General features: G+C 70.9%; 9 protein-coding genes and 2 rRNA genes. 6 read left to right on the top strand and 5 right to left on the bottom strand.

Going from position 1 to position 11,909, the window contains the following annotated elements; all coding sequences use genetic code 11:
* Positions 1-73 (top strand): 23S ribosomal RNA (locus ACH4VO_RS06260); the annotation flags it as partial.
* Between the two features lie 78 nt (positions 74-151).
* Positions 152-268, top strand: a 5S ribosomal RNA gene (gene rrf / locus ACH4VO_RS06255).
* A 205-nt stretch (positions 269-473) separates the two neighbouring features.
* Here the strand turns inward: rrf and ACH4VO_RS06250 are convergent.
* Genes ACH4VO_RS06250 through ACH4VO_RS06230 form a run of 5 tightly spaced genes read right to left on the bottom strand, consistent with a single transcriptional unit; the run spans position 474 to position 5,960 of the window.
* Positions 474-1,787, bottom strand: coding sequence for a DUF58 domain-containing protein (locus ACH4VO_RS06250; RefSeq protein WP_360995819.1), 1,314 nt, complete (start codon positions 1,785-1,787; stop codon positions 474-476).
* Between the two features lie 10 nt (positions 1,788-1,797).
* Positions 1,798-2,817 carry a MoxR family ATPase gene (locus ACH4VO_RS06245; protein WP_360995816.1) on the bottom strand — a complete coding sequence of 340 codons (1,020 nt, stop codon included), beginning with the start codon at positions 2,815-2,817 and terminating at the stop codon, positions 1,798-1,800.
* Positions 2,814-4,061, bottom strand: coding sequence for a DUF4350 domain-containing protein (locus ACH4VO_RS06240; protein ID WP_360995814.1), 1,248 nt, complete (start codon positions 4,059-4,061; stop codon positions 2,814-2,816). The genes ACH4VO_RS06245 and ACH4VO_RS06240 overlap by 4 nt, the downstream gene beginning before the upstream one ends.
* Positions 4,058-4,747: a DUF4129 domain-containing protein gene (locus ACH4VO_RS06235; protein WP_360995812.1), complete on the bottom strand. Its 690-nt coding sequence runs from the start codon at positions 4,745-4,747 to the stop codon at positions 4,058-4,060. Before ACH4VO_RS06235 ends, ACH4VO_RS06240 begins: the two co-directional genes overlap by 4 nt.
* Before the next feature lie 4 nt (positions 4,748-4,751).
* Positions 4,752-5,960 (bottom strand): glycerophosphoryl diester phosphodiesterase membrane domain-containing protein, encoded by a 1,209-nt coding sequence (locus ACH4VO_RS06230; protein ID WP_360995809.1) that lies wholly within the window; start codon positions 5,958-5,960, stop codon positions 4,752-4,754.
* A 140-nt stretch (positions 5,961-6,100) separates the two neighbouring features.
* Here ACH4VO_RS06230 and mtnA point away from each other — a divergent pair, with 140 nt between their 5' ends.
* Genes mtnA through ACH4VO_RS06210 form a run of 4 tightly spaced genes read left to right on the top strand, consistent with a single transcriptional unit; the run spans position 6,101 to position 11,827 of the window.
* Positions 6,101-7,258 (top strand): S-methyl-5-thioribose-1-phosphate isomerase, encoded by a 1,158-nt coding sequence (mtnA, locus tag ACH4VO_RS06225; RefSeq protein ID WP_360995806.1) that lies wholly within the window; start codon positions 6,101-6,103, stop codon positions 7,256-7,258.
* 4 nt (positions 7,259-7,262) lie between these two features.
* A complete protein-coding gene (gene mtrA / locus ACH4VO_RS06220) occupies positions 7,263-7,952 on the top strand; it encodes a two-component system response regulator MtrA (protein ID WP_187282414.1) in 690 nt (229 codons plus the stop codon).
* Position 7,953: 1 nt separating this feature from the next.
* The gene (mtrB, locus tag ACH4VO_RS06215; protein ID WP_360995803.1) at positions 7,954-9,972 is read left to right on the top strand and encodes an MtrAB system histidine kinase MtrB; all 2,019 of its coding nucleotides are present in this window, start codon (positions 7,954-7,956) and stop codon (positions 9,970-9,972) included.
* A gap of 34 nt (positions 9,973-10,006) precedes the next feature.
* Positions 10,007-11,827, top strand: coding sequence for an LpqB family beta-propeller domain-containing protein (locus tag ACH4VO_RS06210; protein ID WP_360995832.1), 1,821 nt, complete (start codon positions 10,007-10,009; stop codon positions 11,825-11,827).
* Positions 11,828-11,909: the final 82 nt, after the last annotated feature.

Below are 11,909 nucleotides of genomic sequence, written 5' to 3'. Positions count from 1 at the left end.
GTTGATAGGCCAGATGTGGAAGCCCGGTAACGGGTGGAGCTGACTGGTACTAATAGGCCGAGGGCTTGTCCTCAGTTGCTCGCGTCCACTGTGTTAGTTCTGAAATAACGAACGGCCGTGTTTTTTCCGGTGTTGGTTAATTTCATAGTGTTTCGGTGGTCATTGCGTTAGGGAAACGCCCGGTTACATTCCGAACCCGGAAGCTAAGCCTTTCAGCGCCGATGGTACTGCAGGGGGGACCCTGTGGGAGAGTAGGACGCCGCCGAACAATTTTTCCGGGAAAGCCCCGTGCCTTTGTGGCACGGGGCTTTTCTGCGTTCACGGTCGGCCAGAAAGTGTCGAGTAGGCCGACAGAAGGAGGTTCTCCTGCGGGCTTACCGTTCCCCGTTCCGATCCCTGTGGCCGACGGTGTCCGAGAGCCGTCCCGCCCTCGGACTACGACGATGCCGGCGCCACCGAACTGCGGGACGGCCTCACAGTCGACCGCTCGCCTTGAGAGCGATATAGGCATCTGCCAGAGCGGGCGCCAGTTCATCAGGTGGGGCGTCCACGACTACCACTCCGTGGCGTCGGAGTTTCTCCGCCGTCCGCCGTCGCTGGTCCCGGGTCCGGGTCGCGGCAGCGGCGTCGTAGACAGCGTCAACGGTGCCCCGCGCGCAGGCCATGGCCTCCACGTGCGGGTCAGCGACCGCGGCGACCAGGACCGTGTGACGATGCGTGAGCTGGGGGAGCACGGGCAGCAGCCCCTCCTCGATGGGAGCGGCGTCCAGGCCCGTGAGCAGCACGATGAGTGAGCCACGAGGTGCACCCGCGAGCGCGGCCGTGCTGAGACCCCGGGCATCGGTTTCCACCAGTTCGGGTTCCAGTGGGGCCAATGCGTTCACGACGTTCGGGAGAACGTCGCCCGCGGTGGCCCCGCCCTGCACCTGGGCCCGGATACGGCGGTCGTAGGCCAGGAGGTTCACGCGGTCGCCCGCCCGTGCGGCGAGGGCCGTAAGGAGCAGGGTGGCGTCCATGGCCGCGTCCAGGCGCGGAACGTCACCCACCCGACCCGCCGAGGTACGGCCGGTGTCGAGAACGATCAGGATGTGACGGTCACGTTCCGGGCGCCAGGTGCGGACGGCCACCGTGGACCGGCGGGCCGTGGCCCGCCAGTCGATGGAACGTGTGTCGTCGCCCGGTACATAGTCACGAAGGCTGTCGAACTCGGTGCCTGCGCCGCGCGTGAGGGCACTGGTACGGCCGTCGAGTTCCCGGAGTCGGGCAAGCCGCGACTGCAGGTGTTTCCGGCTGGCGAAGGGAGGGAGGACCCTGACCGTCCACGGGACGTTGTGGTTTCCCTGACGGGCCGCGAGACCCAGTGGCCCAAAGGAGCGGACAGTGACGCGCTCGGCCCGGCGGTCCCCCCGCCGGGCGGGGCGCAGGAGCGTGGTGAGGCGACGGCGCTCGCCGGCCGGAACCGTCAAGGCGTGCTTGGAAGACGCCTGTTCGGCGTCCGTCGTCCAACTGCTGGGCGGCCACGCGTCGCGGAGCTGAGCGCGGAGGCGGCGACGGGAGGGGTTGGTCACGGTGAGTTGTACCTGTGCCGTGTCACCGAGCCGAACAGATGTGTCACCGGATCGAGTGAACAACAGAGGCCGCACTGGCGCTGCCAGGGCGTAGTCGCACAGAATTGCCAAAGAGAGCGGTGCGTTGACCGCAAGCATGCCGGTCCAGCTCGGGGCCAGAATGCCTACGGGGAGTGATCCCAGGGCGGCCAGCAGTGCGCTTCGTCCGGTGAGGGCCATGGTCACCGCCTCATCGGGGGACGGGGACGTGGGCGAGCACGGCGGTGATGACGGAGTCGGGGGTGACCCCCTCCATCTCGGCCTCGGGCCGCAGTTGGAGGCGATGACGGAGCGTGGGAAGAGCCAGGGCTTTCACATCGTCCGGGATCACGTAGTCCCGGCCGGTCAGCCAAGCCCACGCGCGGGCGGTGGAGAGCAGGGCGGTAGCTCCTCGAGGGGAGGATCCGAGGGTGAGTGAGGGGGATTCACGAGTGGCACGACAGATATCCACCACGTAAGCGGCGATTTCGGGGGACACCGAGGTCGTGGCCACGGCAGCACGTGCCGCTTCCAGGTCGGCGGGGCCGGCCACGGGCCGTATACCGGCAGCATCGAGGTCGCGTGGGTCGAACCCGTCCGCGTGACGGGTGAGGATGTCGATCTCGTCCTCGCGCGAGGGGAGGGGGACCGTCAGCTTGAGCAGAAAACGGTCCAACTGTGCTTCGGGCAGGGGGTAGGTGCCCTCGTACTCCATGGGGTTCTGCGTGGCTACGACGAGGAAGGGGTCGGGCAGCGCGCGAGGTATCCCGTCCACGGTGACCTGACGTTCTTCCATGGTTTCCAGGAGCGAGGACTGCGTCTTGGGCGGGGTCCGGTTGATCTCGTCGGCGAGTAGAAGATTGGTGAACACCGGGCCGGGCCGGAAGGAGAATTCGGCGCTGCGGGTGTCGTAGACGAGCGAGCCGGTGACATCGCTCGGCATCAGGTCAGGGGTGAACTGCACGCGCTTGGTGTCCAGTTCGAGGGAAGCTGCGAGAGCGCGCACCAGAAGGGTCTTCGCGACTCCGGGTACGCCCTCGAGCAGAACGTGGCCGCGGCAGAGGAGTGCCACGACAAGCCCCGTGACAGCCGGATCCTGGCCCACGACAGCCTTGGCGATCTCGAAGCGCAGGGCTTCGAGGGATGCGCGGGCACTGTCGGAGACCGCGGGGGCCGGAAGGGTCCCTGTGATCGCGGCAGGCTCGGCGGACTCCGGGATCGGGGCGCTCATGAGGTGCGTATCTCTCTTTCGAGGGCGTCGAGTTGGTCGGTCAGGCGTACGAGTGCGGCGTCGTCGGCCGGATCCGGGCCGAAGAGCAGGGTGTGCAGGTCGCCGTCCGGGCTGCCGAGGCGCGCGGCGACGGCGGGCAGGAGGACGGCGGGCGACTGGCTGTCACGGGCGCCCACTCCGAGGAGGGGAGCGATCCGGGTGCGGGTGGCGGAGCGCAGTGAGGCGGCCGCACGGTCGCGGGCGTTGGCCTTGCGGTACAGCCTGGCTCGGCCCTCGGTGGACTCCGAGGCGCGGATGGCCACCGGAAGCCCTTCGGTGACCAGGGGGCCGAGCCGTCGGGCTCGCCAGACGGCGGCGAGGACGGCGGCGAAGGCGAGTTGAAGGGTGCCCCAGAGCCAGCCCGGGGGGATGAGATCGAGAAACCGGCTCTCACCCGCTGCGCCGTCGCCGTCTCCGCCGTCGCTGGGGCTGCCGCCTCCGCCTGGGGTGTCGCCCATGGAGGCGGAGGGATCGTCGAGTGAGGGGAGGTACCAGATCACATGGGGGCGGGAGCCGAGAAGTTGCAGGGCCAGCGATGCATTGCCCTGCTGGTCGAGACGGTCGTTGTACAGGATGTCGGGGGAGCCGAGCAGGACCGTGTCACCGGCTTCGGACTCAGGGAGGAGCAGGAGGGCGGGGAGGCCGTTCTCGGGGTAGCAGGCGGTCGCGTTCCGTACGTCCGTCAGGTAGTGGACTCCGCCGACGTCGGCCGTGCCGGCAGTGCGTGCGGCGGGAAGGTCGCACCGTGGGGGCCGCGCGGTCACCGGTCCGGAGGGCCGGGCGCCTACGCCGGGGGCGAGAGCGGCGACGGACGGACGGCCGGGAGCGACGAGCACGGTGCGGCCCGTGGAGGCGGCGGTGGCCGCACGGAGGAGCCGCTGTTGGTACGGGGTGAGGACATCGGGTCCGGCGACGAGGAGGGTCGTGTCGGGCCCCGTCGCGCCGGTTGCCTCGTCGAGGGTCGTGACGACGTCCACGGAGGCACCGCGGTCCTTGAGGAGCTCGGCCACGGCCCGGCTGCCGTAGCGGTCGGCGGAGCGGGGATCGAGCCGGCCGTGCTGTCCGCCGGAGCGGACCGCGGCGAAGGTGACGCCGGCGAGGAGGAGGATGAGCACAGCTGTCAGCAGTCCCCGGACGCGCCGCCAGACCTGCTGAGGGGTCCGGTCCGTCGAGGTGCGGGTGGGCACAAGGGCCGTCGCGGTCATCCGGCGGCCTCCAGGATCGGGCCTCCAAGCAGCAGGGGCTTGGCGGTTTCGAGGTCCAGGTCGAGTGCGCGCACGTTCGTGTACGCCGCCTCGTCGGCGGCGCGGCCCCCGTACGTGACGTCGTCGAAGAGCCGGGCGGCGGCGCCCAGGCGTACCGCGTGGTTGGGGAGGAGCCGGCCCGCTTCGGCGGCGGCCTCGTCCGCTGTGCGGCCAGGGCGAGGGTCGAGTACCGTGCGCTCCTCCAGGGAGCGGACGAGGGCGCGCATGCGCTCCTGGACGGCTTCGGTCCATCGATGGGCGGCGGCGTGCGCGTCGGCGGCGGCGCGGTGCTCCGCGGTGCTGCGCGCGCTGCCGCCGAACAGGGTCTCCGCCGAGCGCACGGTGCGCTGCGGTGTCCCCAGCCGCCACCAGAGGGCGGCGGCCAGGCCGGTGACGGCCAGAGCGATGACGACGAGTCCGAGCGGCCCGTCGGGGGAGGAGGCTTCGATGCCGTCGAAGAGTCCACCGACCCAGTCCCAGAAGCGGTCGAGTCCGCGCTGGAGGAGGTTCGGGCCGTGCTCGTGGTACATCGGATCGGACAGCTCATCCCGTGCCGCTTCACGGGCGGGGACGCGTGAGATCTCCACGGGTATGTCCTCGCCTGCGCGGATCAACCGCTCTGCTGTGGTGCCCCCCACCCCCGTCACCGCATCAGCTCCTGGGCGTGTCGTAGCCGGGCACGCCCGCGGCCCTGGCCAGGTCGAGGTCGAGCGCCTCGCGGCGGATGCGCTGGTCGATGTAGAGCAGGGCCATGACTCCTGCGGTGAAGGGGTAGGTCAGCGTCGAGATGATCACCTCGCCCACCCCGGTGATGATGAGGAAGGGCCAGCCGAAGTCCGGCGAGCTGCCGTTGCTGAGGAATTCGCTCAGGCCCTCGCTGTCCACGCTCAGGGCGATGATGCCGAAGGGAACGGCGATGATCAACGTCAGGACGATGACCAGCAGGTAGGTGAGTGCCAGGATGCCGAAGGTCCGCCACCAGCTGCCCTTGACCAGCTTGGCGGATCGGCGCAGTGCGGTGAGGACCGGCTGTCGTTCCAGCATGAGTGCCGGGGCGGAGAGAGTGAAGCGGACCATCAACCAGAGAGTGACGACCAGGGCGGGGAGGAAACCGGCCAGGGTCAGCGCGAGGCCCGCGCCGCCGCCCAGGAGCATGCCGGGCAGCAGGCCGGCCGCCATGATCGCGGCGCTCATCAGGCTCAGCAGCAGTGTCAGTCCGAGAAGCGGGAGGAGCCGGGGGCGGGCCTCGGAGAAGGCTTCGGAGAGGGTCACCCCGCGGCCGAGTACGGATCGGCTGATGACCACGGTGAGGACCGACGTGGTGAACAGCGTGGCGATCATCGCGAGGAGCGTGGCAGGGGCGTCGGCGATCAGCTGGGACCGCATCGAGTCCGCGGCCTGACGCAGGGCCTCGGCACCGACGGCGTCAGGGTCGATCGACGCCGGTTCGGGCAGGAGGTAGCGCTGGACGAGCAGGACCACGATCTCGATGATCACGGAGACCGTGAGGCTGACGCCCAGCACGGTGCGCCAGTGCGTGCGCATCGTGGAGACGGCGCCGTCGAGGATCTCGCCGACACCAAGGGGCCGCAGCGGGATGACCCCGGGCTTCGCCGCGAGGGGCGGCCCGCCCCAACCGGCCCCGGGCGGCATGCCGCCCCAGTTCGGAGGGGGCGGGGACGCGCCGGGCCCTACGCCGGAAGTGCCCGGCGGCGACCACTGCCCGGGAGGAGGCTGCTCAGGAGACCACTGTCCTACGGGGCCGCTTCCGTCGACGGGGGAGGAGGGCCGGGGGATGCCCGTCTCCTGGCCGTCGGAGGGGGCGGATCCGGGCGAAGCCCAGCCCGGAGAGTCGTTCATTGTCGCTCCTTCACGGTCCTGCCCGCTCATCGGGGCGGCAGGTTGTCAGCCATCGTGCCACGCGTAGCTCTCGTGCGGACCGGGCGCCGTATCTCGTTGTCGCCTTCGTGCGCGGGCGGTGCAGCGGGCAGACTGGGCGGATGGCTGATCAGGACGCGCGACCGCCGGCGGATATCGAGTCTCCGGCCCCCCTTTCCGTACTCCGCTGGGAGGAGCCCCCCGGAGGTCCCGCGGTGGTGCTCCTCGACCAGAGGCGGCTCCCTTCCTCGGAGGTCGAGCTGGTGTGTGCCGATGTTCCGGCGCTGGTGCACGCGATCCGGACACTGGCGGTGCGCGGTGCGCCCCTGCTGGGAATAGCCGGGGGCTACGGGGTGGCGTTGGCGGCCGCCCGCGGTGACGACGTGGCGGGGGCGGCGCACGCGCTGGGGCAGGCGCGGCCCACCGCGGTGAACCTCGACCGGGGGGCCCGGCGGGTGGCGGGTGTGTACGCGACCTCGGTGGCGCAGGGGGCCGGCCGGGCGCAGGCCGCCGCGGCCGCGCTGGCCGAGGCGCGGGTGCTGCACCGGGAGGACGCGGCGGCGAGCGGGCGCATGGCGCGGTACGGTCTGCGGCTGCTGGCGGAACTGCTGCCGGCAGGCGGCCATAGGCTGCTCACCCACTGCAACACCGGGGCGCTCGTGTCCGGCGGCGAGGGCACGGCCTTCGCCGTCGCCCTCGGCGCACACCGGGAGGGCAGGCTGAGGCGGCTGTGGGTGGACGAGACACGTCCACTCCTCCAGGGCGCCCGGCTGACGGCCTACGAAGCCGCGCGGAACGGCATGGCGTACACCCTGCTCACGGACAACGCGGCGGGTTCGCTGTTTGCCGCGGGGGAGGTGGATGGCGTACTCATCGGGGCGGACCGCATCGCCGCGGACGGCTCGGTGGCCAACAAAGTGGGGAGTTACCCGTTGGCGGTGCTCGCGAAGTACCACCACGTGCCGTTCATCGTGGTCGCCCCGACCACGACGATCGATCTGGCTACGGCGGACGGCTCCTCGATCGTGGTCGAGCAGCGCTCGACGAATGAAGTGACGCAGTTCACATCACCGTCGGTCGCCCCCGACGGGAGCGACGGTGGTCCAGGGGGCGGGCCGGCCGTGGCACCCCCGGGAGCCCCGGCCTACAACCCCGCATTCGACATCACGCCGCCCGAACTGGTCACGGCGATCGTCACGGAGGAGGGTGTCATTTCCCCGGTCACGGGGGTCGGACTGGCAGAGCTGTGTGCCAGGTCATCGCAGGTAACGATTAGCTAATGGGATGATGTCGTTTATGAAGGGACGCGTCCTTGTCGTCGACGACGACACCGCACTCGCCGAGATGCTCGGGATTGTGCTGCGTGGAGAAGGTTTCGAGCCGTCGTTCGTAGCGGACGGCGACAAGGCACTGGCTGCATTTCGTGAGGCCAAGCCGGACCTGGTGCTGCTGGACCTCATGCTGCCCGGACGGGACGGCATCGAGGTCTGCAGGCTGATCAGGGCCGAGTCGGGTGTACCGATCGTCATGCTCACTGCCAAGAGCGACACGGTCGATGTGGTGGTGGGCCTGGAGTCCGGGGCCGACGACTACATCGTCAAGCCGTTCAAACCGAAGGAGTTGGTCGCCCGGATCAGGGCACGTCTGCGGAGGTCCGAAGAGCCTGCCCCGGAGCAGTTGACCATCGGGGACCTGGTCATCGATGTCGCCGGTCATTCGGTGAAGCGGGAGGGGCAGTCCATCGCCCTCACTCCCCTGGAGTTCGACCTGCTGGTCGCGCTCGCCCGTAAGCCGTGGCAGGTCTTCACACGTGAGGTCCTGCTCGAGCAGGTATGGGGCTACCGTCACGCCGCCGACACCCGTCTGGTGAACGTGCACGTACAGCGGCTCCGCTCCAAGGTCGAGAAGGACCCGGAGCGGCCGGAGATCGTCGTGACCGTCCGCGGTGTCGGTTACAAGGCCGGACCGAGCTGACATGACCCTGGGCAGCGCTGCTCCGAAACCCGGGGGGCCGGGAGTCCGTACGGAGCGGGCTGCCGGTCCGGCACGGGGGTCCTCCCGGTTCCGCCGGCGGCTGGCGGGCGGCCGGTTGTTCCGCAACGGGTCGCCCGGCGGCCCTGTGCCGCGGCTGCTGATGCGGTGGGTCCGCCGTCCGCTGCTGCCCGCTGCCCGGCTGTGGCGCCGGAACCTCCAGCTGCGCGTCGTAGCCGGCACTCTCCTGATGTCGGTCGGCGTGGTGCTGCTGCTGGGCTTCGTCGTGATCGGGCAGGTCAGGAACGGCCTGCTCGACGCGAAGGGCAGGGCGGCCCAGATGCAGGCGGCCGGTGGCTTCGCGGCCGCGCAGGCGAACGCCAACGCGCCACTGGCCCCGGGTGACCAGGGCGAGGAGGGCGCCGACGGCATGGCCAGCACCTCCTGGCGCACCGAGCTGGTCGATCAGCTCGCCAGCGGCGGTACGAACGCGTTCAACGTGGTGGCCCTCAGCGCCGACTCCGTGGGGCAGAGCGCCACCAGCCGCGCACCGCGCGGTTCGGGCAGCGTGGAGGCCTCCAGCGTCCCGCAGCGCCTGCGGGAGGCGGTGGGCCAGGGACCAGGGGCGTTCCAGACGTACTCCCTGATCCGCTACTCCTACGGGAAGGACCCGCAGCCGGGTCTCGTCGTGGGCAAGCGGCTCTACGACATCGACCACAATCCGTACGAGCTGTACTACCTCTTCCCGCTGACGCAGGAGGAGAAGTCGCTGACCCTGGTCACGACGACCCTGGCGACGGCAGGGCTGTTCGTCGTCGTGCTGCTCGGCGCCATCGCGTGGTTCGTGGTGCGCCAGGTGGTCACGCCCGTTCGGATGGCGGCGGGCATCGCCGAGCGGCTGTCGGCCGGCCGGCTCCAGGAGCGTATGAAGGTCACCGGCGAGGACGACATCGCCCGTCTCGGCGAGGCCTTCAACAAGATGGCGCAGAACCTCCAGCTGAAGATCCAGCAGCTGGAGGAGCTCTCCCGTATGCAGCGGCGCTTCGTCTCGGACGTCAGCCACGAGCTGCGCACACCGTTGACGACGGTGCGGATGGCGGCCGATGTCATCCACGAGGCGCGTGTCGACTTCGACCCGGTCACCGCCCGTTCCGCGGAGCTTCTCGGAGACCAGCTGGACCGGTTCGAGTCGCTGCTGTCCGACCTGTTGGAGATCAGCCGGTTCGACGCCGGCGCCGCCGCGCTCGAGGCTGAGCCGATAGACCTGCGCACGGTCGTGCGGCGGGTCATCGGTGGGGCCGAGCCGCTGGCGGAGCGCAAGGGCACCCTGATCCGGGTGGTGGGAGACGAGCAGCCCGTGATCGCGGAAGCCGACGCGCGCCGTGTCGAGCGGGTCCTGCGCAACCTCGTCGTCAACGCCGTCGAGCACGGGGAGGGCCGGGACGTCGTCGTACGGATGGGCGCCGCCCAGGGCGCGGTGGCCGTGGCGGTCCGGGACTACGGCGTGGGGCTCAAGCCGGGCGAGGCCACGCGGGTCTTCAACCGGTTCTGGCGGGCCGACCCGGCCCGCGCCCGTACCACCGGGGGCACCGGGCTGGGGCTGTCGATCGCCGTCGAGGACGCCCGGCTGCACGGTGGCTGGCTGCAGGCCTGGGGCGAGCCCGGTGGCGGTTCCCAGTTCCGGCTGACCCTGCCGCGCACGGCGGACGAGCCGCTGCGCGGGTCACCGATACCCCTGGAGCCGGAGGACTCGCGGCGCAACCGGGAGAACCGTGAGCGCGCGGAGGCGGCCCCGGCGCCGGCCGACCACCGGCTGCTGTCCGTACCGACCCAGAGCGGTTCGGCCGCGCGCTCGCAGCTGCCGGTTCCGGCACAGGGCGCCGGGGCTCAGGCCTCCGTCGACCCGACGGCCCTTCCCGGCAACGGCGCCCGTGTCGTCGCCCGTCCGGCAGGGGAGCGGCCACGCGGCGGCGCCGCAGGGACGCACGATCCGGAGCAGGAGGACACGACTCGTGGACACTGACCCCCGTCGGGGCGGCCGTCGGCGGGCGGTGCGGATGTCCGCGCTGCTCGGCTGCGGCGCCGTGGTGCTCGCCGGCTGCGGGGCGATGCCCGTCACCGGTGACGTCAAGGGGGTCGGGGCTTCGCAGCCAGGTGACTCCCAGGTGCAGGTGTACGCCGTGCCGCCGAGGGAGGACGCCGCGCCCATCGAGATCGTCGACGGGTTCCTCGAGTCGATGACGAGCGACGATCCCGGTTTCAGGACGACGCGCACGTACCTGACGACGGAAGCCGCCCGTACCTGGAAGCCGAGCGAGGGTACGACGGTGCTGGCGCAGGCCCCCAACCGCAACGGGCCGACGTTCCGCGACGACGAGCGCAAGGCCACCGGCACCACGTACACGCTGACGGGCGAGCAGGTGGCCGTGGTGGACGCGCAGAGTTCCTACCGGCCGCTCGCGCCGACCGACTACTCCCAGACGCTGCACCTGGTGCGGCAGAAGGGGCCGGACGGCAAGCAGGAGTGGCGCATCGACATCGTGCCGGACGGCCTCGTGCTGGGGCAGTCCGACTTCAAGCGGCTGTACCGGTCGGTGAACAAGTACTACTTCGCCGCCGGGCGGACGGACGGTGGTGCCGCGATGGTCGCGGACCCGGTCTACGTCCGCAACCGCACGGATCCCGTCACCCGGATGGACACGGCCACGCAGACGGTCAGGTCACTGCTGCAGGGGCCTTCGGACTGGCTGCGGCCGGTGGTCGATTCCCGCTTTCCGGCCGGTACGGCGCTGCGGAGCGAGGTGACCGCTCTGGCGCCCGACGACCAGAACATCCTGAAGGTGCGGCTCAACAAGAAGGCCGACAAGGCCGGGCGGGGCGCCTGCCGGATGATGGCGGCCCAGGTGCTCTTCACCCTGCGGGACCTGACCTCCGCCCGGGTGGGCCAGGTGGAACTGCAGGGTGAGCGCGGCCCGCTGTGCTCCCTGGGCGCCGACGAGGCCGAGGAGTTCGCGCCGGACAGCGGCTCGGACGCGCCGGACAGCCAGTACTTCGTCGACGGCAAGGGGCACGTCCAGCGGATCCCCGGGAGCAGCAAGGGAAGCGGTGAGCCGGAGCCGGTGATCGGACCGTTCGGTTCCGGGCCGGTGGCGATGAGCGCTGTGGGGGTGGCCAGGGACGAACAGCTGGCCGCCGCGGTCTCGGCGGACCAGCAGTACCTCTACGTGTCCTCGCTGGCCTCGGAGAGCGAGCTGGCCGCTCCGGTCGTGACCAGCCATGCCGTGAAGGCCGGGGACCGGCTGTCGGCGCCGAGCTGGGACGGCACGGGTGATCTGTGGGTCGCCGACCGTGATCCGTCCGGTCCGAGGCTGCTGCGCCTGGTGGGGGGCGAGGGCAAACCGCAGGAGGTCGAGGTGCCCGGCCTGGACGGCGGGCGCATCGAGGCTCTGCGCATGTCGGCCGACGGGGTGCGGATCGCCCTGCGGGTGACGAAGGACGGGCACACGACGCTGAAGATCGGCCGGGTCGAGCGCCATGGCTCGGGGCCCTCCGAGCGGGCGACCGTGGAGGACCTTCGCCAGGCCGCGCCCCAGCTGGCAGAGGTGACAGCGGTGTCCTGGTCGGGCCGGAGCCGTCTCGTGGTGGTCGGCAAGGAGGAGGGCGGTGTGCAGCAGGTGCGCTATGTCCAGGCCGACGGTTCCACGTCCTCCTCCGGTGTCCTGCCGGGGGTGAACCAGGTGACGGCGGTCGCCGCGGCGGACGACGAGCAGCTGCCGTTGATGGCGGACACCGAGGGCGACGGGATAGTGAAGCTCTCGCCGGGGGACAATTGGCAGACGGTGCTCAAGGACGGCTCGTCGCTGGTCTACCCGGGCTGAGGCCGCCGCTCTGCCCGCCCGCGCGTACGAGCCTCCGGGTGTCGGGCACCTACGGACCCGGGGGTTGTCCACAGGCGCTGTC

The sequence above is a fragment of the Streptomyces sp. NPDC020780 genome (genome assembly GCF_044334475.1).
Taxonomy (GTDB): Bacteria; Actinomycetota; Actinomycetes; order Streptomycetales; family Streptomycetaceae; genus Streptomyces.
Note: the sequence above shows the minus strand (reverse complement) of the source record. Positions and strands in the feature narration are given on the sequence as shown.

Coding starts and splice junctions, on each gene's coding strand:
- ACH4VO_RS06250 (WP_360995819.1), bottom strand. CDS start 1,787: ATGGCCCTCACCGGACGAAGCGCACTGCTGGCCGCCCTGGGATCACTC.
- ACH4VO_RS06245 (WP_360995816.1), bottom strand. CDS start 2,817: ATGAGCGCCCCGATCCCGGAGTCCGCCGAGCCTGCCGCGATCACAGGG.
- ACH4VO_RS06240 (WP_360995814.1), bottom strand. CDS start 4,061: ATGACCGCGACGGCCCTTGTGCCCACCCGCACCTCGACGGACCGGACC.
- ACH4VO_RS06230 (WP_360995809.1), bottom strand. CDS start 5,960: ATGAACGACTCTCCGGGCTGGGCTTCGCCCGGATCCGCCCCCTCCGAC.
- mtnA (WP_360995806.1), top strand. CDS start 6,101: ATGGCTGATCAGGACGCGCGACCGCCGGCGGATATCGAGTCTCCGGCC.
- mtrA (WP_187282414.1), top strand. CDS start 7,263: ATGATGTCGTTTATGAAGGGACGCGTCCTTGTCGTCGACGACGACACC.
- mtrB (WP_360995803.1), top strand. CDS start 7,954: ATGACCCTGGGCAGCGCTGCTCCGAAACCCGGGGGGCCGGGAGTCCGT.
- ACH4VO_RS06210 (WP_360995832.1), top strand. CDS start 10,007: ATGTCCGCGCTGCTCGGCTGCGGCGCCGTGGTGCTCGCCGGCTGCGGG.